The sequence below is a fragment of the Pseudomonas sp. LH1G9 genome (assembly GCF_002949975.1).
Classification (GTDB): Bacteria; Pseudomonadota; Gammaproteobacteria; order Pseudomonadales; family Pseudomonadaceae; genus Aquipseudomonas; species Aquipseudomonas veronii.
Genome location: NZ_CP026880.1, coordinates 5,173,885 through 5,197,148, shown reverse-complemented (window position 1 = coordinate 5,197,148; position 23,264 = coordinate 5,173,885). Strand labels below are relative to the sequence as shown.

16 protein-coding genes are annotated in these 23,264 nt (G+C 63.9%); 11 read left to right on the top strand and 5 right to left on the bottom strand.

Annotation, left to right across the window (positions count from 1 at the left end):
• Positions 1–11 precede the first annotated feature (11 nt).
• Complete coding sequence (locus C5F70_RS23900) at positions 12–710, bottom strand: GntR family transcriptional regulator (RefSeq protein WP_026139846.1); 699 nt, start codon at positions 708–710, stop codon at positions 12–14.
• A 332-nt stretch (positions 711–1,042) separates the two neighbouring features.
• On the opposite strand from C5F70_RS23900, the gene C5F70_RS23895 reads away from it, so the two are divergent.
• Genes C5F70_RS23895 through C5F70_RS23880 form a run of 4 tightly spaced genes read left to right on the top strand, consistent with a single transcriptional unit; the run spans position 1,043 to position 4,690 of the window.
• Positions 1,043–1,936, top strand: a complete 894-nt coding sequence (locus C5F70_RS23895; protein ID WP_102618795.1) for a TauD/TfdA family dioxygenase — start codon at positions 1,043–1,045, stop codon at positions 1,934–1,936.
• A 14-nt stretch (positions 1,937–1,950) separates the two neighbouring features.
• Entirely contained in the window at positions 1,951–2,976 is a 1,026-nt protein-coding gene (locus C5F70_RS23890) for an ABC transporter substrate-binding protein (RefSeq protein ID WP_017845545.1), read from the top strand.
• 1 nt (position 2,977) lies between these two features.
• Positions 2,978–3,829 (top strand): ABC transporter ATP-binding protein, encoded by an 852-nt coding sequence (locus C5F70_RS23885; protein ID WP_017845544.1) that lies wholly within the window; start codon positions 2,978–2,980, stop codon positions 3,827–3,829.
• Between the two features lie 12 nt (positions 3,830–3,841).
• Complete coding sequence (locus C5F70_RS23880) at positions 3,842–4,690, top strand: ABC transporter permease (protein ID WP_104904165.1); 849 nt, start codon at positions 3,842–3,844, stop codon at positions 4,688–4,690.
• 64 nt (positions 4,691–4,754) lie between these two features.
• Here the strand turns inward: C5F70_RS23880 and C5F70_RS23875 are convergent, their stop codons facing one another.
• Positions 4,755–5,459: a DUF3142 domain-containing protein gene (locus tag C5F70_RS23875; RefSeq protein ID WP_102618791.1), complete on the bottom strand. Its 705-nt coding sequence runs from the start codon at positions 5,457–5,459 to the stop codon at positions 4,755–4,757.
• A complete protein-coding gene (locus C5F70_RS23870; RefSeq protein WP_104904164.1) occupies positions 5,456–7,624 on the bottom strand; it encodes an outer membrane assembly lipoprotein YfiO in 2,169 nt (722 codons plus the stop codon). Before C5F70_RS23870 ends, C5F70_RS23875 begins: the two co-directional genes overlap by 4 nt.
• Before the next feature lie 219 nt (positions 7,625–7,843).
• Between C5F70_RS23870 and C5F70_RS23865 the strand changes: the two genes are divergently transcribed.
• The 4 genes from C5F70_RS23865 to C5F70_RS23850 are packed head-to-tail and all read left to right on the top strand — an operon-like array spanning position 7,844 to position 12,503.
• Positions 7,844–8,560, top strand: a complete 717-nt coding sequence (locus C5F70_RS23865; protein WP_231590069.1) for an efflux RND transporter periplasmic adaptor subunit — start codon at positions 7,844–7,846, stop codon at positions 8,558–8,560.
• Positions 8,557–9,876 (top strand): efflux RND transporter periplasmic adaptor subunit, encoded by a 1,320-nt coding sequence (locus tag C5F70_RS23860; RefSeq protein WP_046385122.1) that lies wholly within the window; start codon positions 8,557–8,559, stop codon positions 9,874–9,876. The genes C5F70_RS23865 and C5F70_RS23860 overlap by 4 nt, the downstream gene beginning before the upstream one ends.
• Positions 9,876–11,972, top strand: coding sequence for a biotin/lipoyl-binding protein (locus C5F70_RS23855; RefSeq protein ID WP_104904163.1), 2,097 nt, complete (start codon positions 9,876–9,878; stop codon positions 11,970–11,972). The genes C5F70_RS23860 and C5F70_RS23855 overlap by 1 nt, the downstream gene beginning before the upstream one ends.
• Positions 11,973–11,987: 15 nt before the next feature.
• Positions 11,988–12,503 carry a GNAT family N-acetyltransferase gene (locus C5F70_RS23850; RefSeq protein WP_046385120.1) on the top strand — a complete coding sequence of 172 codons (516 nt, stop codon included), beginning with the start codon at positions 11,988–11,990 and terminating at the stop codon, positions 12,501–12,503.
• Here the strand turns inward: C5F70_RS23850 and C5F70_RS23845 are convergent.
• Together C5F70_RS23845 and C5F70_RS23840 are read right to left on the bottom strand one after the other, a co-directional pair.
• The gene (locus C5F70_RS23845; RefSeq protein ID WP_046385119.1) at positions 12,479–12,787 is read right to left on the bottom strand and encodes a hypothetical protein; all 309 of its coding nucleotides are present in this window, start codon (positions 12,785–12,787) and stop codon (positions 12,479–12,481) included. The genes C5F70_RS23850 and C5F70_RS23845 overlap by 25 nt on opposite strands.
• Before the next feature lie 55 nt (positions 12,788–12,842).
• The gene (locus C5F70_RS23840) at positions 12,843–13,430 is read right to left on the bottom strand and encodes a phage tail protein (protein ID WP_017845535.1); all 588 of its coding nucleotides are present in this window, start codon (positions 13,428–13,430) and stop codon (positions 12,843–12,845) included.
• Between the two features lie 202 nt (positions 13,431–13,632).
• Here C5F70_RS23840 and C5F70_RS23835 point away from each other — a divergent pair, with 202 nt between their 5' ends.
• From C5F70_RS23835 to C5F70_RS23825, 3 genes are all read left to right on the top strand, one after another.
• Complete coding sequence (locus C5F70_RS23835) at positions 13,633–15,246, top strand: glycosyltransferase family 39 protein (protein WP_104904592.1); 1,614 nt, start codon at positions 13,633–13,635, stop codon at positions 15,244–15,246.
• A 118-nt stretch (positions 15,247–15,364) separates the two neighbouring features.
• Positions 15,365–16,198, top strand: coding sequence for a sulfotransferase (locus C5F70_RS23830; RefSeq protein ID WP_017845533.1), 834 nt, complete (start codon positions 15,365–15,367; stop codon positions 16,196–16,198).
• 51 nt (positions 16,199–16,249) lie between these two features.
• The gene (locus C5F70_RS23825; RefSeq protein ID WP_371920054.1) at positions 16,250–23,227 is read left to right on the top strand and encodes an Ig-like domain-containing protein; all 6,978 of its coding nucleotides are present in this window, start codon (positions 16,250–16,252) and stop codon (positions 23,225–23,227) included.
• Positions 23,228–23,264 lie beyond the last annotated feature (37 nt).

Below are 23,264 nucleotides of genomic sequence, written 5' to 3'. Positions count from 1 at the left end.
GCTGGGAAAGGTCAGTTGCCGGTCGCCTCAAGGCCCTTGAGGTAAGTGCTGATGACCTCCATGCCTCGCATCAAGTGATTGCGCAACGTCAGGATACTTTCGTCGACCTTCTTCTGCGCCACCAGGCTCAACAGTTCGCGGTGATCTTCCTGGGACGTCTCGCCGAGCCCCATCGCTTCAAGGTTGAAACGCAGGAAGCGCTCCTCTTCATTCAAACCGTGTTCGACTAGCGTGAGTAGCCGCCGGTTGGGGGCCTTGCCATACAGCGCCATGTGGAACAGGCGGTTGAGCCGGCCGATCTCGGTATAGTCTTTCTCTTGTTCCAGCGCCGTGATGAAGGCATCGGCCTGGGCAATGTCGTCTGCGCTGAGCAACGGAATCGACAAGCGCAGCGCTTCGGACTCCAGCAGCATGCGCAGGGCGTAGGTCTCGGCCGAATTGTCTTCGATCAGCGGTGCAACCACCGCCCCCTTGTGCGTCACGACGTGCAGCAACGACTGGGCTTCCAGCTGCCGAAGGGCTTCACGCACGGGCATGCGACTGACGCCGAACAGGCTGGCCAGCTCCTGCTGGCGCATGGCGGTACCACAAGGCAATCGGCCATCGAGGATGGCGTTGCGCAAGGTTTCTTCGATTACGGAACGAGCAAGATGGGCGGGAATAGGCCCGCTGACCTTGATACTGCTCAAAGGGCTCGGCTTTTGCGTCACGGCTACGCTAGCCTCCTCATAGAATGGCAATGGCTTATTGGATCCAATGCACACTAGAGATTGCCTACAGGCTTGTCAAACGAGCAAGGTTTTCGGCTTGTAAGCGGCTAAACACGCCACTCTGGGTGCCCACATCGAGCTTTTGCGGTGTCTTACACGGAGGTGTCGGATTGCCCTGCATTGAACACTTCACCGCCATCGTTTGTTCCATTCCCGCCGCCCAACGCAGGGTTTCGTCGGTGCATTCCTGTCTATGCATATTCTCTAACGGTATTTAAAATACAGTTCTTATATCTATAAAGTCACTCTCCTGTCCAATCGGGAGTGAATTCATGTCAGCCACCTCCACTGTTCCAGCAGCGATCCCTAACGCCCAAACCTTCGAGATTCGTCCACTCCCCGGCAGCGTGGGGGCCGAGATCATCGGCCTGGATTTGTCCCGCCCGGTCAATGACGAGGATTTCGCCCGCATTCACCGCGCGCACCTGGATCACCATGTGGTGGTCTTTCGCGACCAGCGCATCACCCCCGACCAGCAGATCGCCTTCAGCCGCCGCTTTGGCGTGCTGCAGATCCATGTGCTCAAGCAGTTCCTGCTGGCCAACCACCCGGAAATCCTGATCGTCTCCAACATCATCGAAAACGGCCAAGCCATCGGCCTGGGCGATGCGGGCAAGTTCTGGCATTCGGACCTTTCCTATAAAGAACTGCCCAGCCTGGGCTCGATGCTGCATGCCCGGGAACTGCCAGCCGAAGGCGGCGACACCCTGTTTGCCGACATGCACAAGGCCTGGGACCACTTGCCCGAGCACCTGCGCAACGCCGTACACGGCCGCAGCGCTGCGCATTCCTACACCGCGCGTTACAGCGAAACCAAATTCGAAGGCAACTGGCGCCCGACACTGAGCCCCGAGCAGCTCGCCCAGGTCGCCGAAGTGGTCCACCCGATTGTGCGGACCCACCCGGAAAACGGCCGCAAGGCGCTGTTCGTCAGTGAAGGTTTTACCACCCGCATCGTCGGCCTGCCGGAAGACGAAAGCCGCGACCTGCTGGCCCAGCTCTACGCCCACAGCGTGCTGCCGGACAATATCTACCGCCACCACTGGCAGCCCCACGACTTGGTGTTCTGGGACAACCGCTCGCTGATCCACCTGGCTACCGGTTGCCCGAGCCATCTGCGCCGCAAGCTGTACCGCACCACCATCCAGGGCGACGCGCCTTTCTGATTCGGAGCATGACCATGTCCAGAAACATTCCATTTGCGCGGCTGGCCGCCACGTTCGGCCTGGGTATCAGCCTGTTGGCCGGCAGCCTCGTCGCCCCGACGGTGGCGCAGGCTGAAGGTGAGATTCGCATCGCCGAGCAGTTCGGCATCGTCTACCTGTTGCTCAACGTGGTGCGCGACCAGCACCTCATCGAAAAATACGGTAAGCAGGAAGGCCTCGATATCCAGGTCGACTGGACCCAACTCTCCGGCGGCGCGGCCGTGAATGATGCGTTGCTCTCCGGTTCCATCGACATTGCCGGTGCCGGCGTCGGGCCGCTGCTGACCATCTGGGACCGTACCCGCGGCAAGCAGAACGTCAAGGCCGTCGCCTCCCTCGGTAACTTTCCCTACTACTTGGTGAGCAACAATCCCAAGGTCAAGACCATCGCCGATTTCACCGATAACGACCGCATCGCGGTACCGGCGGTGGGTGTGTCGGTGCAGTCGCGCTTCCTGCAATACGCAGCTGCCAAGCAGTGGGGCGACAAGCAATTCAATCGCCTCGATCAGTACACCGTCGCCGTCCCGCACCCCGACGCCACGGCGGCGCTGATCGCCGGCGGTACCGAGCTGACCGGGCACTTTTCCAACCCGCCGTTCCAGGACCAGGCCCTGGCGAACCCCAATGTGCATGTGGTGCTCAACACTTATGACCTGCTGGGCCCGAACTCGCCGACGGTGTTGTTCGCCACTGAAAAATTCCGTAACGACAACCCGAAAACCTACAAGGCATTCGTCGATGCGCTGACCGAAGCCGCGCAGTTCGCCCAGCACGACAAAGGCGCCGCCGCCGACACTTACATCCGCGTGACCAAGGCCAAGATCGACCGTGCCGAGCTGCTGAAAATCATCGACAACCCGCAATTCGAGTTCAGTGTCACGCCGAAAAACACTTACCCGCTGGCGGAGTTCCTCTACCGCGTCGGCGCAATCAAGAACAAGCCGGAATCGTGGAAGGACTACTTCTTCCAGGACGCCAAGCCCCTGCAAGGAAGCTGAGATGAACGCGCCTCTGCAAGGCCACACGGCCAGCAACCTGCCCACCGCCGCCGCGCTGCTGGCGGTGGATAACGTCAGCCTCGAATACCGCACCCCCGAGCGCGTGGTGCGGGCCACGCACCAAGTCAGTTTCGACATCGACCCGGCCGACCGCTACGTGTTGCTCGGCCCGTCGGGTTGCGGCAAATCCACCTTGCTCAAGTCCATCGCCGGGTTTATCCAGCCTTGCGAAGGGGAGATCCGCCTGCTGGGGCAGAAGGTCGAACAGCCCGGTCCAGACCGCATCGTGGTGTTCCAGGAGTTCGACCAGTTGCCGCCGTGGAAAACCGTCAAACAAAACGTCATGTTCCCGCTGCTGGCGTCGAACACCCTCAAGCGGCGGGACGCCGAAGAACGCGCGCTGCACTACCTCGACAAAGTCGGCCTTAGTGCCTTTGCCGACGCCTATCCGCACACCCTCTCCGGCGGCATGAAAGCCCGCGTGGCCATCGCCCGCGCCCTGGCGATGCAGCCGAAAATCCTGTTGATGGACGAACCCTTCGCCGCCCTCGATGCGCTGACCCGACGCAAGATGCAGGAAGAGTTGCTGCGGCTCTGGGAAGAGGTGCGTTTCACCTTGCTGTTCGTCACCCACTCCATCGAAGAGGCGCTGGTGGTGGGCAATCGCATCCTGTTGCTGTCGCCCCATCCCGGGCGCGTGCGCGCGGAAATCCACAGCCATCAATACGATCTGCACAGCCTTGGCGGTGCGCAATTCCAGGCCTCGGCGCGAAGGATTCATCGCCTGCTGTTCGATGAAGCCCCCGAAGCCGAACGTGAGTTGGGCTTCGCCGATATCCGCATCGCTTACTGAAGGGCCCCACCCATGCGCCAGGAATATGAAGTCACCCTCGAACCGCTGCTCAGCGTCCCCGTGGAACGCGAGCTGCCCCTGCGCCAACGCGTGTGGCAACAAGGCTGGTTGCGCAAAGGGTTGATCCTGATCGTGCTCGCGATCCTCTGGGAAGCGGTTGCGCGCTACCAGAACAATGACCTATTGCTGCCGAGTTTCTTGCAGACGTTTCACGCGCTCTACGACGGGCTTCTGAGTGGCGAGCTGCTGAGCAAAGTCAGCATTTCGTTGGTGGTGCTGATCAAGGGTTACCTGATCGGCATTGTGCTGGCATTTGCCCTGACCACACTGGCGGTCTCGACCCAACTGGGCCGCGACCTGCTCAGCACCCTGACCTCGATGTTCAACCCGCTGCCGGCGATTGCGCTGTTGCCGCTGGCACTCTTGTGGTTTGGCCTGGGCCAGAACAGCCTGATTTTCGTGCTGGTGCATTCGGTGTTGTGGGCGTTGGCGCTCAACACCTATTCGGGGTTTCTCGGCGTGTCCGAAACCCTGCGCATGGCCGGTCGCAACTACGGGTTGAAGGGCATGCGCTTCGTGCTGTTCATCCTGATCCCGGCGGCACTGCCGTCGATCCTCGCCGGCCTGAAAATCGGCTGGGCATTCGCCTGGCGCACGCTGATTGCCGCCGAGCTGGTGTTCGGCGCCACCAGCGGCAAAGGCGGCCTGGGCTGGTACATCTTCCAGAACCGCAATGAGCTGTACACCGATAAGGTTTTTGCCGGGCTGGCGATGGTGATCCTGATCGGCTTGTTGGTGGAAAATTTGGTGTTCGATACCTTCGAGCGATTGACCGTCAAGCGGTGGGGGATGCAGCGCTGAGGCCGGCTTGATCAATGTGTGAGCAGGCTTGCTCCCACTGGGGACGTTTCCCCGTCAAGCGCCTTCAAGGATTGCGCAAAAACACCACATACCCGCGAAACCACTCACTCCCCTTCAAATACCCCGGCGCCGTCCATTCCCCGCCCTGGATCAAGCCGATCTTGAACGGCAGCCCCAGCCGATTCATCCGTGGCAGATACGCGGCGTAATCCGGGATGCTCTGGCGCCCCTGATACGTCTGCACCACCACCTCATCCACCACGCCGTTGAGCCGGGCGATGGCGGTTGGGTCGGCGTTGCTGCTCCAGTCCATCAGGCCGGTGATGCTCAGGCGCAGGTCGGCGGGCAGGCGCTGGCGCAGGTCGCGCAGGAAGTCGGCGTATTCGTGCAGGTACTGGGTGCGGGCGTCGAAGTCGATCTGGATGCCGATCACCGGGTTGCCGGCGTCGCGCCAGCGTTGTACCTGGCCGAGCAGTTGGGTGTAGACGCGGTCCGGCCAGCGCAGGGTGTGGGCGCGGTAGACCAGCCAGATGTCGCCCTGGGTGATGCGCGGCACGCTTATGCCCTGGGCGATCAATTGCACGCCGCGTTGGGGCGCGCGGCGGGTGGCGTTGATCTGGCCCTGGAGGATGTACAGGGTTTTTGCCTGCTTGAGCACCGGCTGCGGCGTGACCCCGCTCCACAGCCAGAAGGCGTCATAGTCGCGGGCGTCGACCGCGCCGAAAGCCGGGCTTGCCAGCAACAGCAAGCCGAGCCACAGCGGTTTCACCAGTAGTACTGCAGGGATTTGCCCCACTGTGTGTCGGCAAAGCCCGTCTTGAGTTGACGGAACCAGGCCTTGCGCACGGCCGGTGCGACGTCTTCGCCGCCGCAGCTGTTATAACCGGCGGGCGCGTAGCAGTTGATGGCGCGGAACAGCGCGTAGGCCTTGTCGGTTTTCGGCGCCTTGGGGTTGCCGATCACCTGTTGGTAGCCGTCGAGCCGCGAGAAGGTGTCACCCTTGAAGTCCGATGGCGTACTGCCCAGGCTGCCGGCGGCGCGTGCCTGTTCAAGGGGCATGCCGTCGAGGTTGTTGCGCAGGATGAACTCGCCGAAGCAGTTCAGGCCGTGGGGATTTTTTGCGTCGTTCTGCAAGGTCGCGGCGGTTTGCGCAATGCTCGGGCAGGCGTAGCCGGATTCAGCTTTTTCGCCGTTCCACTGGAACAGTTTCAACGTCTGGCTGGCGCTGTAGACATAACCCAGGCTGGTGCCCAGCTTGTCGTCCGGGGCCGACGCCGGCAGTTGCTTGAGGTCGTCGTCGAAGGTGGCGAACTGGCCGCGCAGCAGGTCTTTATAGAGCAGCACGAATTGGGCGGTCTGGCGCTCCAGCGGGTCGTGGGCCTGGGCGATCTGTTGGCGCAGCAAGTCCGGCCCGGCGATGTGGCGCAGCAGGATGTAGCGCACCTGTTTGGCGCTGATCGGCGAATCGGCGGCGAACACCTTGGCCAACTGGCCGCTGCGTTCGTAATTCATCGCCAGTGCCAGCTCCAACTGGTCGCGTTGCAGCGGTTGTTTGGCCAGCGGCAGCAGTTGCAGCCACAGGGTTTCGGCGGCTTTCCAGTCTTGCTTGGCTTCCAGGGCCAGGCCGCGCAGGGTCTGTTGGCTGAAGGCGAAGTAATCCGGGTTCGACGGCACGTCCTGAGGCAGGTGTTTCAGCGCGTTGTCGGGTTGATGCTCGACGTACAGGGCATACGCCGCTTGCAGGTAGTCGAACAGCGCCGGCGTGTCGGCAAACACGGCTTTTTGCTGATCGAGGTCGGCGCGGCTGAGGGCCGGCGGCGTGTGAGCGCGCATCCGCATCAGGTCGCTGACGAGCAGGATCATCGGGTTCTGGACTGCCTTGCCGTTGACCATCAGCAGCTTGACGTCGGCTTCGGCCACCAGCTCATCCACGGACACATTGCGCTGGGCGTCGGTGGCCTGGGTCAGTTGCCAGGCATAGGCCTCGGCGAGCTTGGCTTGATCGTCCGCCAACCAATACACCCGGCGCAGCAGGCCACGGGCGGAGGCGACGTAATCACCCTGTGGATAAGTCTTCAGGTAACCGAGGAAGCCTTCTTCGGCGTCGCTCAGGGCGGACTTATCCACATGCTCGAGTTGCGGCATGCCGTATTCGTCGAAGGCGTTGGCCTGCGCCTGGTTCAGTGATGTCCGCGCGGTCATGTACAGCGCGGTTTCCTTCAGCCAGGGCACATTGCTGGTGCTGGCGCCGGCGAAACCGCGCTCGGCGTCGCTGAAACGGCCGCTATAGAAGTCGGCGGCGGCCTGCAGATAAGTGCGGAACAATTGGCCTTCGCTGGATTGGATCTGCTGTGCATCCAGCACTTGGCCTTCCCAAGAACAGGCCGTGAGCAATTGCAAACGCGCCTTCACCAGTAGCTCGCGTTCGGCTGCCGGCATGTCGGCCTTGAGCACCTGGCGGATAAACGCGGTGGCGCTGTCATCGTCGTTGCTGCGGCAGCGGCTGCCTTCGCCATTCAGGAAGTCAGCCCCCGCGGCTTTGTATTCGTCGCGCTTGATGCCCAAAGGCTGGAGCAGGGTGTCGAGTTCGGCGCTGGGCGAGGTGTGCGATGTGTTATCCGCTTCGGCCGGCGCGGCGGCGATTGGCACCAGGCGGTACACCGGGAACGGCACCGGACCGAAGCCTTGGGACAGGTCGTCCTCGCTCAAGGCGTTCGGTGCCAGGGGCGCGGCTTTTTTGTCGGCCAGCAACAGGCGCAGGTTGGTTCGGCTGTCATTGCCGGGGCTCAGGAACGGCAGGTTGTTGCAGGTGTCCAGGCTGTCCCGCGAGACCCTCCAGTCGGGGTAGCACGAGTCGTCGGAGCTGGCGAGTGCCGGCAGGGAGAGACCGGCGAGCAGGGCCAGTGCCAGGGGTGACAGAAAACCAATGTGCATGACGTGTCCTTGATCCTGAGTCCTTGGAGGTCGGCAATCATAACGTGATCCGGCGAAGGCTTCGGCAAAGGCCTACAAAAAATGCTGATTTGTCTGACTGGGGGTAGTGGCAATTTAACTCCGCTGCCCTAGACTGCGCACATCGTCAGGGAGGTCGAGTGTATGAAGCAGTTATGTAGATCGGTACTGGGATTTTCCTGCTTGGTGGGCCTGGCGCCGATGGTCATGGCGGACGATCCGCTGTTGGACCACGCGCCCGCAGCGGCCGTCAGCGCCGACAGCGAAGCCCGTGGTGTATTGCGCGCCCGTGACCAGGCGATGCTTGCCAGTGAATTGTCGGGGCGGATTGTCGAACTGCCGTTCAGCGAGGGCGAGTCGTTCAAGAAAGGCGACACCCTGGCGCGTTTCGATTGCTCGGCCTACCAGGCCCAGCTCAATGCCGCCTCGGCCGCCAGCCGTGGCGCCGGCGAAGAACTGGCCCACAACAAACAACTGGCGGCGCTGAATTCGGTCGGCCGGTTCGAAGTGGCCCGCGCCGAAGCCAAACTCACCGAAACCCAGGCCCAGTCCCAGGTCTATCAGGTGCAGGTCAAGCGCTGCAGCGTGCTGGCGCCGTATGACGGCCAGGTGGTGCAGCGCAAAGTCCAACGTTATGAAAGCGTCTCGGCCGGCGCACCGCTGCTGGAAATCGTCGACAACCGCAGCCTGGAGATCCACCTGCTGGTGCCGTCGCGCTGGATGGGCAAACTCAAGCCCGGGCAGACGTTCAGCTTCACCCCCGACGAAACCGGCCAGGCATTCAACGCCACCGTCAAACGCCTTGGCGCGCGCATCGACGAAGGCAGCCAGACCCTGTTGCTGGTCGCGACCTTGCCCAATGCCAGTGGGTTGATGGCCGGCATGAGCGGCACCGCGCACTTTGCACAACTGCAATGAACGCACCGATGACGGGCAATGCCGAGCGGGTATTCGCGCAGTTTCTCGAGTTGGAACGCCAGACCCGCGCCGCCCACAGCACTGAGCAATTGGCCTACAGCCTGGTCAACGATGGGCAACCGCTGTTCGGCTATCGCCATGCGGCGCTGTTGATCGCCGGCAAGGTGCGGGCGGTGACGGCGGTGAGCAGCGTCGACCCGAACGCGCCGTTCGTGGCCTTCGTCGAGCAGGCCGTGGCCCAATTGCACAAACACGGGCTGGGCCAGACCGCCCGGGAAGTGCCGGCCGCGCAATTGAGCGCGCAACTGCAGGCCGACTGGCAGAGCCTGTCCGCCGGCCATGTGTTCTGGTTGCCCTTGATCGACCCGCAAGGCCGCGTGTTCGGCGGTGTGTGGCTGGCGCGGGATACGCCCTGGAACCCGGCCGAGCAAGTGCTGCTGGCGCAGTTGGGCGATACCTACAGCCACGCTTGGCGTGCGCTGCAACCGCGCCAGCCGTGGCGCCTGCGCCTGACCCGCAAACGCCAGGTGCTGGTGGTGGTCGCGTTGCTGCTGATGCTGCTGATTCCGGTGCGCCAATCGGTACTGGCGCCCGCCGAAGTGGTGCCGTTGGCCGGCCAGGTGGTAGCGGCGCCGCTGGACGGGGTGATCGCCGAGTTCCTGGTCAAGCCCAACCAGACGGTGAAAACCGGCGACCTGCTGCTGCGCTTCGAAAGCACCACCCTCACGGCCCAGGCCGATGTGGCCGCGCGTGCCCTGGGCGTGGCCGAAGCGGAGCTCAAGGCCAATTCCCAGCGCGCCTTTGCCGATGCCGAATCGAGTTCGCGTATCGACCTGCTCGCGGCCCGGGTCGAGCAAAAACGCGCCGAGCGCGACTACGCCCGCGAACTGCTCAAGCGCAGCGAAGTACGCGCCGAGCGTGACGGTATCGCGGTGTTTGCCGACGCCGAACGCTGGACCGGCAAACCGGTGCAGACCGGCGAGCGTCTGCTGCAGATTGCCGACCCCGGCCAGGCAGAGTTGCGCATCGAACTGGCGGTGGGCGATGCCATCGCATTGGCGCCCGACGCCCAGGTTGCGCTGTTCCTCGACAGCGACCCGTTGCAGCGCCACCTCGCCACCTTGCAACGCGCCGCCTACGAGGCGCAGCCCACACCCGGCGGGCAACTCGCCTATCGCCTCGATGCGCGCTTCGATGAGGCACCGCCACGCATCGGCCTGCGCGGCACGGCGAAGCTCTTCGGTGAGCGCGCGCCCCTGGCCCTGTACCTGTTGCGTCGGCCATTGGCCGGCTTGCGCCAGAGCGTTGGCCTCTGATGAACCTGCCCCCGCTGCGCGAAGACCTGCAACTGTCCAGCGCCGGCGCGGCCCTGGACGGCTCGCCGCGCTGGACCCTGGCCGACCCGGTGCGCGGGCGTTACTTCAAGCTCGGCGCCACCGCCATTCGGCTGCTGCGCCACTGGTCCCTGGGCGACCCGCAACACGTCCTGCGAGCCGCCAACCGTGAGCCGGGCCTGCCCCTGGGCGCCAGCGAAGTGGATGAGCTGCTGAGCTTCCTGCGCGCCCATGACCTGATCGCCGCGCTGGACCCGCAGCAACGTGCCAGTTACGCCTACAAGGCCGCCGCCCGTAAGCAAAGCCTGTGGCAAATCCTGCTGCATCAATATTTGTTCTTCCGCATCCCGCTGTGGCGCCCGGACGCGTTCCTCAACCGCGCCTGGCCGTGGCTGGCGCGCTTCGGGCCGGGGCTGTTGCGCTACGGCTTGCCGCTGACCCTGGGCCTGGGCGTGTTTCTGGTGGCGCGGGACTGGCAGCGTTTTCTGGCGACGTTCCCGCACCTGTTCAGCCTCGGCGGTGCCCTGGCGTTTGGCGTGGCGCTGTTCTTCGCCAAGCTGTGCCATGAATTCGGCCATGCCTTTATGGCCAAGCGCGCCGGGTGCCGCGTGCAAAGCATGGGCGTGGCGTTCATGGTGTTGCTGCCGATGTTCTACACCGATGTAAGTGATGCCTGGCGGGTCAATGATCGGCGCGCGCGATTGCTGATTGGCGCCGGTGGGGTGATGGCTGAGTTGTTGCTGGCCTGCGTGGCCTTGCTGGCCTGGTCGCTGCTGCCGGACGGCGCGGCGCGCACGGCGGCGTTCATGCTGGCCAGTGCGACGTGGCTGACCACCCTGGCGATCAACCTCAACCCGTTCATGCGCTTCGATGGTTATTTTTTGATCAGCGACCTGTGGGGCGTCGACAACCTGCAAGGTCGCGCCTTCGCCCTTTGTCGCTGGCGCCTGCGCGAGTGGTTGTTCGGCTACGGCGAACCGGCGCCGGAACCCTGGGCGCCGACCATGCAACGGCGCCTGCTGTGGTGGGGTTACCTGGCCTGGTTGTGGCGGGCGGCGCTGTTCCTGGGGATTGCCCTGGCGGTGTATCACCTGTTCTTCAAGCTGCTGGGGATCTTCCTGATGCTGGTGGAACTGGTGTGGTTCATCGGCCTGCCGATCTTCAAGGAGTGGCGCGAATGGTGGAGTCGCCGCAGCCAGGCCCATGCGCCGCGGGTGCTGCTCAGCGGCCTGGGCCTGCTGTTGTTCGTGCTGGCCCTGGTGGTGCCGTGGCGCAGTGCCGTGGAGTTGCCGAGCATGCTCGAGGCCGGGCGCGCCAGTGCCTTGCACGCGCCGGTGGCGGCGCGGGTGAAACAGTTGCGGGTGGTGGATGGGCAGGTCGTGACCCAGGGCCAGGTGCTGATCGAATTGGAATCGCCGGATTTGGATGCGCGGCAAAGCATCGTGCGCCGCGAAGTGGAGATCCTGCAGTTGCAGATGCGTCGCCAGGCCGGACGCAGTGAAACCGCGGCCGACGCCGGGATCAACGATCAGCGCCTGTCCCAGGCCCTGGCCGAATACCGCGGGCTTGCCGCCCAGCGCGAACGCCTGCTGTTACGTGCGCCCCATGCCGGCACCGTGCGCGACGTGCTGCCGCAGTTGAGCGTGGGCCGCTGGCTGTCGCCTAAAGACGCGCTGGCGCGAGTGGTCGAGGAGGGCGCGCGCCTGCGCGGGTATCTGGCGGAAGCCGAGCTGTGGCGGGTGACGCCGGGGGCGAGCGGGCGGTTTATCGCCGATGACCCGATGCGCGCCGCCATCCCGGTGGTGCTGACCGATATCGATGCCAACGGCGTGGCCTATCTGGACCAGGAAGCCCTGACCTCCGACCACCACGGGCCGATTGCCGTGCGCCGCGACGAAAACCAGCGCCCGGCGCCGGTGCAGGCGCAGTACGGCGTGCGGTTGCGCAGTGCGCAACCGATCGCCACCCCCCATCAACCGCTGCGCGGCGTGGTGGTGTTGCAAGGGCGCAGCGAGTCGGTGCTGGGCGTGGCCTGGCGTCGAGTGGCGGCTTTGGGTGTACGGGAAAGCGGATTCTGACAGGAGTGCAAAGGCATGTTGAACAAGGACGGCGCTTTGGCGCAGGGCCTGGTGGTGCGCCCGTCACGGCCCACCGACGGGCCATTTCTGCAAAGCCTCTACCGCTCGGCGCGTGCCGATTTGCAGTGGATCGACGGTGAGCAGGGGCTGGTCGAGGCGGTGATCGCGCAACAGTTTCAAGTGCAGGAAAACGGCATGGGCGAGCATTTTCCCGGGGCCTTGCATTATGTGATCGAAAAACTCGACACGCCCATTGGCGCCCTGAGTGCCGATTTCGGCCCGAATGAAATCCGTGTGCTGTACCTGGCGTTTATCCCCGCTGCCCGAGGCCAGGGTTTTGGCCGCGCGGTACTGCACGGCGTGCAACGGGCCGCGCAGCAGGTGTGTTGTCCGGTGGCCACGGTGGTGTGGGCGAGCAACCCCCATGCGCGCCAGCATTACTTGGCGCTGGGGTTTCGGTTGGAGGAAGAGACGCCCGCCGCGCAGCGGCTGGTGTGGTACCCGTCTCAGTTGAACACGATGCAGAAATAACCGCGTGCGTTGTCGCGGCCCATGGCGGGTTCGCGGGACACAAACACCTGCTCCAGGCAGGTCTGCGCCAGCGGCAAACGGCAGAGGCCGTCGACGAAATCCGTCGGCTCCAGGCTGTCGAGCAACACGCTGAAGGCCGTGCGCGGGCTGCCCGGTACGCTGGCTTTGGGCGCATCAGTCACCTGTTGGATCTGGATCGGCAGCGCCGACCCGTCCGGCAGGTACAACACACTCGTGCGCGCAAGCAGAGGGCGAAAGTGCTCGGGGGTGACCAGGTTCAACATACATCAGCTCCGTGTCAGAGAGGCCGAGGCCCAAGTGCCTCGGCCCGGGTGCGGGTCAGTCGCGTGACGGGAAGACCCCGTTCAGGGCAATGCTGAAGTTGATCACCAGGAACGGGTTCATCGTGTCCATGGGCAACCCTTGGCCGGCCAAGGCCAGCGTGCCGGTCAAGCTCGTGCTGACGCCTTTGAGCGGTACCGGGCTGGCGCCCTGCTGGTCGGAAAAGATCGAGGCACTGCCCGGCCCGCCCCCGGAGGCGCCGATAAACGCATTGGCGGCGGTCGGCGCTGTAAGCGGGTTGCTGGCGGTGTCGGCCAGTTGCACCGCCGCGCTGACCGCCAGCGCCGCCGTGCTATGGGTGTGCGTGGGTAGGTTGGCCTGGGTGGCCATCACGCTTTCGACGCCGTCGACGTCGCCGATTAACCGCTGCGACAGGCCCGGGCCATTGCCTTGGCCGATGGGCAGGCGACCTTGCAGGTCAGGCAGCTTGAAGGTTTGCGTGCCGTCCCCGCCATATGTCGTGCCGATCAGCGCGTACAGCGCCTGGTATTGGCTGATGGGCAGGAGCTGGCCGGCGCAGAAGGCCCAGTTTCTTGGGGCGAAATTAAAGGCAAAAGGTTGGATAGTGCCGATGAATACTTCCATGAATCGTTCATCCTTGTGTGAGCTGTTCAAGGGGATATAAAGCCAGTCGATCTGGCTTCATCGCAGAGCGTAGACGCAGGTTTTGAGCGCTGCCTGCCGGTTGCGAAACAACGGGCGAATCCGGGGCTTTTGTCCTAGAGTGGCGCTTGTTTGCGCATGCGCAGGTTTGGCCCTGGAAATGGGCAGTGGCGGGGGAATCGGGGTGCGACGGTCTGTGGTAGAGCAAGACGACAACGTTGGGGTGATTTCTGCTGTCAATCGCCTCGCAAAGGCCCGTGAAGGTGGCGATTGGTTGCGCCAGTTATGGTGGGTGCCGATTCTGGCGCTGGCGCTGGCGGTGCGTTTTTATGGCCTGACGGCCGCGGCGATCTGGGGCGATGAAGGCTCGAGCCTGTTGCTCAGCCAATATGCGGCGACCGACCTGTGGTTTCACGCCGCCCACGATGTGCATCCGCCGTTGTATTTCTTCTTGCTGCGCGGCTGGATCGAGCTGTTCGGCGACGGCATCTGGTCGATTCGCAGCATGAGTGCGATTCCCGGTGTGGTCGTGGTGGGCCTGGGCATCTGCCTTGCGCGGCAGTTGTCCACCCTTCGTGCCGCCGTGCTGGCGGGTGTGCTGCTGGCGCTGTTTCCCAGCGCGGTGCGCTACAGCCAGGAAGTGCGTATGTACTCGCTGCTCGGCGTGTGGCTGCTGGGCGCGACGCTGGCGTTGGTGTATTGGGTGCGCCAACCCGAGCGCACGCGCTACCTGCTGGGGTATGGGCTGCTGATGGCCGCCGGTTTCTATACCCATTACTTCACCGCGTTGTGTGTGTTGGTGCATTGGGCCTGGCTGGGCCTGTTGAGTGCGTCCCAGCCCCCCGGCCGGCGCTTGATCACGCGTCCGGCCTGGTGGGTGGCCAACGTCGCGATCGTGCTGGTGTACCTGCCATGGCTGCCGAACCTGGTGGGCCTGGTGCAGCATGTCGAGCAGCTCAAGGTCGGCGGCGACATCGGCTGGGAAGAGCCGATCAACCAGTTCTCCGTGCCGTCGATGATCTGGCAGTTCATGTTGCAGGACGAAGGTCTTGGCTTATCGCCTGTGCTGTTCTGGTCATTCCCGCTGCTGCTGGTGGCCGTGGTCGGCGTCTGCGCCTGGCGCGATCAGACGCGCTACCGGCCGGCCGGTCTGTTGGCGCTGTTTTTCTTGCTGCCGTTGCTGCTGGTGTACGGGGTGTCGTTTATCTCGTCGGTGTTTATCGAGCGTTACCTCACCGTCTACGCCCTGGCCTTGCCGATCATCCTGGCGCTGGCCATCGACCGCCTGCCCGGACGTCTTTCATGGCTGGGCGCGGCATTGTTCGTGCTGTGCGTCGGTGTGGAACTGCTGGGGGTGAAGAACAATGCCACCGTGGATGTGGATGATCAGTTCAACGTGCCGGTGGAGTTCGTCAATCGCAACTACCAGGAAGGTGACCGCATCGTCCTCAGCGACATGCTGTGGTACCTCAGCTACGTGTATTACGACCGGACCGACGCCCAATTGCAGCTTTACACCCCGCCCAAACCGGATGGCACGCCGACGCGGCCGAACGCCTATGGCTTCGGCACGCTGGTGGATCAGGACGGCGGGCGTATTTACCTCGACCGTTTGTCGGCATTACCGGCCGATACCCAGCGTGTCTGGCTGATCAGCAGCAACGAAGCACCGGACGATTTTGCGCCGCTACCGGACGGATGGCGTGAAAAAATGCAGCAGGACGGGGGCGGTGCCAGGGCGCGATTATTCGTGCTATGCCTCGGCCCAGAGCCTTCGCAGCCAGAGGCCTGCCGCTAATATCCATTTGGAATGAAAGGAATATCAAAACAGTGGCATTTGACCACTAGTGAACTCTTTAATCATCAGTTACGATTCGGATACAAATGGATTTTTGTCCTACAAAAGTGGTGAAGGGATGCAGTATCACTTTATCTCCGGTTTGCCCCGCTCCGGTTCGACGCTGCTGTCTGCGATCCTCTTGCAGAACCCGCGCTTCCACGCTGGCATGAGCAGCCCCGTGGGCACTCTGTTCAACGGCGTGCTGGGGCAATGCAGTGCTGGCAGCGAGTTCGGCTCGGTCATCGATGCCAATACCCGGCGCCGCTTGCTGCGCGGGTTGTTCGATGCCTATTACGCCGACCGCGCCCCTGTGCCGGTGGTGTTCGACACCAATCGCCAATGGTGCGCCCGCATGCCGGCGCTGCACGACCTGTTCCCCCAGGCCAAGGTCATTGCCTGCGTGCGTAACGTGGCGTGGATCATGGACAGCCTCGAGCGTGTGTACCGCGCCAACCCCTTCGAAAACACCAAGCTGTTCAACGACGACGTCGAGCGCAACACCGTCTACAGCCGTGTCGAAACCCTTGGCCAGCGCAATCGCCTGGTGGGGTACGCCTGGTCGGCGCTCAAAGAGGCGTACTACGGTGAACACGCCGACTCGATGCTGGTGGTCGACTACGACTTGCTCTCCCAGGCCCCCGAGCGGGTCATGCGGCTGGTCTACGAATTTATCGGCGAGCCCTGGTTCGAGCACGATTTCGAGCACCTGAGCTACGACGCGCCGGACTTCGACGACGCCCTCGGCGTGAGCGGTTTGCATCGGGTCAAGCCGAAGGTGGAACTGCAGCCCCGGCGGACCATCCTGCCGCCCGATCTCTTCGAGCAGTTCGCGCATATGTCTTTTTGGCGTGATGGCACTTCCAGCGCCGCCAATGTGATCCGTACCAAAGCCGATGCCGCGATCAGTTGATTGCGGTTTTTTTCATTGCGGGAATCAGCATTCGACCGACGGGTGAGCAGCATGTGGTGGAACAACCTTAAGGCACGGCCAGCAACAACCAATGCCAGCACCCTGGCGACGCCGATGATTATGTCCCTGGAACCGCGCATGCTGTTCGACGGCGCAGTGGCCGCCACCGTGGCCGATGCGGCCCAGGCCGACAGCCACGCCACCGCAGATGCTGCGGCCAAGGCGCCGACGACCACCGAACACGCCGCCACCGGCAGCGAAAGCCACGCGCAGTCCGACGCGCCCGCCACCCCCGCACCGGTTGCCGTGCCGGGACAGAGCGTGGTGTTTGTCGATGCCCGCGTGAAGGATTCCGCCGAGCTGCTCAACGGCGTTGCCCCCGGCACCCAAGTGGTGCAACTGGACGCGAGCAAGGACGGCCTGCAGCAGATCGCCGATTACCTGGGCAGCCATCAGGGCGTCAGCTCGGTGCAGATCATCGCCCACGGCAATGCCGGTGATCTGTGGCTGGGCAGTACCTATTTGTCCGCCGACAACGTCGCGGCCCGCAGCGAAGTGCTGGCGCAGATCGGCCAGGACATGAACGTGGGCGGCGATATCCTGATCTACGCTTGCAACACCGCCGCCAGCGACAAGGGCATCAACTTTGTCGACTCGCTGGCGCAACTGACCGGGCGCGATGTTGCCGCGTCCACCAACCGCACCGGCCTGGGCGGCGACTGGACCCTGGAAATCGCCACCGGCTCCATCGAAAGTCATACGGCGTTGTCGTACCAGGCGATGTCGGCGTATCAGTACGGCCTGGCAAACATCACGGTGACCAGCGCCGCAGACAGCGGTGCCGGCACACTGCGCCAGGCCCTGACCGATGTGGGTGTCGGCGAGACCGTCACCTTCAGCACCCCGGGCATGACGGTCAATCTGGACACGCAGTTGGTCATCGCTAAAAACCTGACCATCGATGGCGACCTGAACAACGATGGTGTTGCCGATGTGACCATCAGCGGGCAGTACAAGACCCAGGTGCTCAAGGTTAACAGCGGTGTCACCGCGACCTTGGACGGCTTGGTTATCACCCAGGGTCTAGCGGCTGGCAACGGCGGCAATGGCAGCGCCAATAGCAGCGGTGCCACCGCAGCCAATTTGTTGGGGGCGGGGATAAGTAACTTCGGTGTCCTGACCCTGAATAATGTCAGCGTGACAGCGAACGCGGCCTCAGGCGGCGGCGGTGGTGGTGGCGCGGGCGTTGGTAATGCCAGCGGTGGCGGTGGTGGTGGCGGCGCGTTGGGCGGCGGCATCGGCGGGACTGGCGGCAACTCCGGGGCCAACCTGTACGCCGGTATCGCAGGTTCAACCAACCTTGGGGGGGCAGGCGGGGGCGCCTACACCATGGGCGGTCGCGGCGGTTCGAGCGTCGGTGGCGCCGGCTCGACCGGTGTCGGGGGTTATACCAACGGCTCCGCTGGCGGCACAGCGACCTCTGGCGGCTTGTCGATCGGCGGCGGTGGGGGTGGTTCCGGCTGGAACGGTGCCGGTGGCAAGGGCGGCGGAGCGGCTGGCGGTATCTACAACGCCAGCGGCGCCACCCTGACCATCGTCGGCACCAGCTCGATTACCGGTAACATCGGTGCCGGCGGCGGCGGCGGTGGCGGTTCGGCGGCCGGCAGCGGCACTACTCTGAATGGCGGTGACGGTGGCCTGGGTGTCGGTGCCATCTGGAACAAAGGCACGGTATTGATCACGGCGGCCAACTTCGCGGCGCTGGGCGGTTCGGCCAATACCGGTGCCAGTGGTAACGGTGGCTTGGCCACCAACGCCTCGGCGGGCAGCAAACCCACAGCAGTCAACGGTCTGTTCAACGATATCGGCGGAACGGCGAACACCGCTTACAGTCCGGCCCCGGTCGCGACCATCGTGGTCAGCAACACCGCGCAGCACATCGGCAGCACTTCGCAGGTGACCATTACCTTCAACCAGGCCGTGACCGGCTTTACCAGCGCCGATCTGACGATCAGCAACGGTACCCTGGGCACCCTGACTACCAGCGACAACATCACCTACACCGCGACCTTTACGCCGAGCGCGAGCGTGACCAGCGCCACCAACCAGATTGTCCTCGACAATACCGGCGTCACCGCCACGTCGACGGGGACACCGGGGACCGGCACCACTTCGTCCAACACCTTCAGCATCGATACCGTGCGCCCAACCGCGACCGTTACGGTCGTTGCGCCGACGTTGAGCACCACGGTCAACTCGACGGTGAACATTACCTTCAGCGAAGCGGTGAGCGGTTTCAGCCTTACTGACATGTCGGCGTCCAACGGCACCCTGAGCAACCTGACCACCAGTGACAATATCCACTGGACCGCGACCCTGACACCAAGCGCCAGCAACAGCAGCAGCGGCAATGTCGTTACCCTGGACAACACCCTCTATACCGATACCGCGACCAACGCCGGTACCGGCACGACCACGTCCAACACCTATGCGATCGACACGGTGCTGCCGACCTTGACCATTGTGGTGTCCGATACCGCACTGAGTATCAGCGGTAACACGTCCCTGGTGACCATCACCTTCAGCGAGGCGGTCACCGGGCTCACCGTCGGCGCCTTCACGGTCGCCGACGGCATCCTGAGCAACTTGGGCAGCAACGACGGTGGTCTCACGTGGACCGCAACCCTGACTGCGACCCCTGGGGCCTCCCATACCGGCAATGTCATCACCCTGAACAACACCGCGGTCAGTGATGGCGCGGGCAACGCCGGCAGTGGCACCACCAATTCCAACACCTATGCGGTCGACACCGCGCGGCCGAACGCGACTGTCGTGTTCGCCAACACCAACCTGGGCATCGGCCAGACCTCGCTGGTGACCATCACCTTCAGCGAAGCCGTGACCGGGTTCACCAACGCCGACCTGATAGTGTCCAATGGCACCCTGAGCGCGGTCAGCAGCAACGACGGTGGTACCACCTGGACCGCCACCTTTACCCCGACGGCGAGTATCGTCAGCGCGAGCAACCACATCACCCTGGACAACACCGGGGTCCAGGACGTGGCGGGCAACGCCGGCAGTGGCACTACCACGTCGAACAACGTGGCCATCGACGGCGTGCGTCCAACCGCGACCCTGGTGGTTGCGAGCAACTCCCTGAGCATTGGCCAGACCTCGCTGGTGACCATTACCTTCTCGGAAGCCGTGGTCGGTTTCTCCAATGTCGACCTGACGGTGTCCAATGGCACCCTGAGTGCGGTGAGCAGCAACGACGGTGGCATCACCTGGACCGCGACCTTCACGCCGAGTGCGAACCTCACCGACACCGCCAACGTCATCACCCTGGACAATACCGGCTATAGCGACACCAGCGGCAACACCGGCACCGGCACCACCGACTCCAACAACTACGTCATCGACACCGTGCGCCCCACCGCGACCATCGTGGTCGCCGACCCGGCGCTGACCGCTGGCGAAACGTCGCTGGTGACGATCACCTTCAGCGAAGCCGTGACCGGCTTCACCCTCGCCGACCTGACGGCAAGCCACGGCAGCCTGAGCAGCCTGAGCAGCGCCGACGGCGGCATCACCTGGACCGCGACCTTCACCCCAGGGACGAACACCAACAGCGCGAGCAACGTGATCGCCCTGGCCAACACCGGCATTGCCGACCTGGCCGGCAACGCAGGCGCGGGCACCACCAACTCGGCGAATTACACCGTCGATACGGTGTTGCCTTCGGCGACCATCGTGGTGGCCAACCCGACGCTGAAAATCGGTGACTCCTCCCAAGTGATGATTACGTTCAACGAGGCCGTGACCGGTTTCAGCAATGCCGACCTGACGATCACCAATGGCACCTTGAGCGCGGTCAGCAGCAGCGACGGCGGCATTACCTGGGGCGCGACGTTCACCCCGAGCAGCGCGATCAGCGACGCCACCAACCTGATCACCCTGGACAACAGCGGCGTCCAGGCGGCGGTGTCGGGTAATGTCGGCGTCGGTACCAGCAATTCCAATAACTACGCCATCGACACCCAACGTCCGACCGCGACGGTGGTGGTGAACAACGACCACCTGGGGATCGGCGGCTCGTCGCTGGTGACCATCACTTTCAGCGAAGCTGTGACCGGGTTCAGCCTGGCCGATCTGACCACCGACAATGGCACCCTGAGCAGCCTGAGCACCAGCGACAACATCACCTATACCGCGACGTTGACGCCTGTGGCAGGCGTCACCCAGAACAACAATCACATTGTCCTGGATAACACCGGTGTGACCGATGGCGTCGGTAACGTCGGGTCTGGCACCACGTCGTCCAACGCCTATATGATCGACAGCCAGCGGCCAACGGCGACCATCGTGATGGCCGATCCTGTATTGAGTGCCGGCGAAACCTCCTTGGTCACGGTCACGTTCTCGGAAGCCGTCAGCGGTTTTGACAACAGCGACCTGAGCGTCCCCAACGGCACCCTCTCGACCGTCAGCAGCGCGGATGGCGGCGTGACCTGGACGGCGACTTTCACACCGACCGGCAACGTCCGCGACACCACCAACCTGATCAGCCTGAACAACGCCGGCTACACCGACCTGGCCGGCAACGCCGGCAGCGGTGTCACCAACTCGGGTAACTTCACCATCGACACGGTGCAGCCGAGCGCAACCATCGTCGTCGCCGACAATGCCCTGAACATCGGCGACACCTCGCTGGTCACCATTACCTTCTCCGAAGCGGTCAGCGGTTTTACCAACGCCGACCTGACGATCGCCAACGGCACGCTGACCTCCGTCAGCAGCAACGACGGCGGCGTGACCTGGACGGCGACTTTCACGCCGAGCAGCGCGATCAGCGACACCAGCAACGTGATCACCCTGGACAACAGCGGTGTGCAAAACGGCTCCGGCAACAGCGGCAGCGGCACCACCGATTCGAACAACTACGCCGTCGACACCGTGCGCCCAACGGCCACCATCGTAGTCGCGAATCCGGCCCTCGGCGTGGGTGGCAGCTCAGCGGTGGTGATCACCTTCTCGGAGGCGGTGACCGGGTTCAGCAACGCCGATCTGACGGTCAACAACGGCACCTTGAGCGCCGTGAGCAGCGCGGACGGCGGCGTGACCTGGACCGCGACGTTCACCCCGACGTCCGGCGTCACCGACACCAGCAACGTGATCACCCTGGACAACACCGGCATCGCCGACCTGGCGGGCAACAGCGGCAGCGGCACCACCGACTCCAACAACTACGCCATCGACAGCCAGCGGCCGACGGCGACCATCGTGATGGCCGACCCTGTGTTGAGTGCCGGCGAAACTTCCTTGGTCACGGTCACGTTCTCGGAAGCCGTCAGCGGTTTTGACAACAGTGACCTGAACGTCGCCCATGGCACCCTGAGCGCGGTCAGCAGCAGCGACGGCGGCATCACCTGGACGGCTCTCTTCACACCGGCGGCGGGTATCCGCGCCGCCAGCAACGTGATCACCCTGGCCAATACCGGCATTGCCGACCTGACCGGCAACGCCGGTACGGGAACGACCGACTCGGCCAACTACAGCATCGACACCGTGCTGCCGACGGCGACCATCGTAGTCGGCGACACCGCCCTCAAGGCCGGCGAGACCGCCCCGGTGACCATCACCTTCTCCGAGGCTGTCAGCGGTTTCACCCTGGCCGACCTGAGCGTGGCCAACGGCGTGCTGAGCAACCTGGCCTCCAGCGACGGCGGCGTGTCCTGGACCGCGACCCTGACGCCGACGGCCGACGTGACCGACACCAGCAACCTGATCAGCCTGGACAACAGCGGCGTACAGACCGCCGCCGGCAACGCGGGCAGCGGCAGCACCGATTCGAACAACTATGCGATCGACACCCAGCGCCCGACCGCGACCATTTCGGTGGCCAACGGCACCCTGGGCATCGGCCAGACCACCACCGTCACCATCGGCTTCAGCGAGGCCGTCAGCGGTTTCGATCTGTCTGACCTGAGCGTGGCCAACGGCGTGCTGTCCAACCTGGCGAGCAACGATGGCGGCAAAACCTGGACCGCCACCCTGACCCCGACGGCGGCGATTACCGATGCGACCAACGTGATCGTGCTGGACGCCGGCCAGGTCAACGATGCTGCCGGTAACGCCGGCAGCGGCATTGCGATCTCGAACAACTTCGTGATCGATGGCGAACGCCCGACGGCGACCATCACCATTGCCAACCCGAACCTGACCGTCGGCCAGACCACCACCGTCACGTTTACCTTCAGTGAAAAAGTCAGCGGCTTCGCGCTGGATGACCTCAGCGTGGCCAACGGCACCTTGTCCAACCTGGCCAGCAACGACGGCGGCAAAACCTGGACCGCGACCCTCACACCGACGGCCAACCTCAACGACCCGAGCAACTTCATCACCCTCGACACCGGCCTGGTGAATGACATGACGGGCAACGCCGGCAGCGGTTATGCCAATTCCAACAACTACGCGATCAACACCATTGCCCTGACCGGCGACCCGCTGTTCCGCGTCACCGAGCCGGCAGCGCCACCCGGCGCGCCGGATGTGCCGCTGCAACCGATCGTGTTTGGCCGGCCCGCGGGCGACCTGGGTTCACCCATTGGCTTCCCGCCGTTGTTCGAACAGCGCGAGATGGGCGCGGGCTTGCCGCCTATCGGTAGCATCTTCATTCGCAACGGTGCCTTGGCGCCCAGCTTCATTGCCCAGGTGTTCAACAGCGACAGTGGCGCGAACGGCGGCGCGCAGGGCTTCCTCGGTTTTGGCGGCGGCGATGGTGGGGTGTTTGGTTCAAGCACCTTGTCGGGGTTGTTCAATCGCGAGAGCGGCGGCGGGGACAGTGGCCTCAAGGCGTTCGACAGCCGAGCGATCCAGGGCGGCGGTGACGCGGCCCAAGGCCTGCGGGGCGTGTTCGGCGCCCCGACCCTGGGCCAGCAATTGCAGCAGATCAAAGACGTGGAACAGCGTCAGGTGATTGACCTGGCGAAGGCATTGCAACAGGTCGGCATCAGCGAAATGCAGGCCTGACACACTTAAATCAAGGCGCAGTAACAGGGGCAGTCCA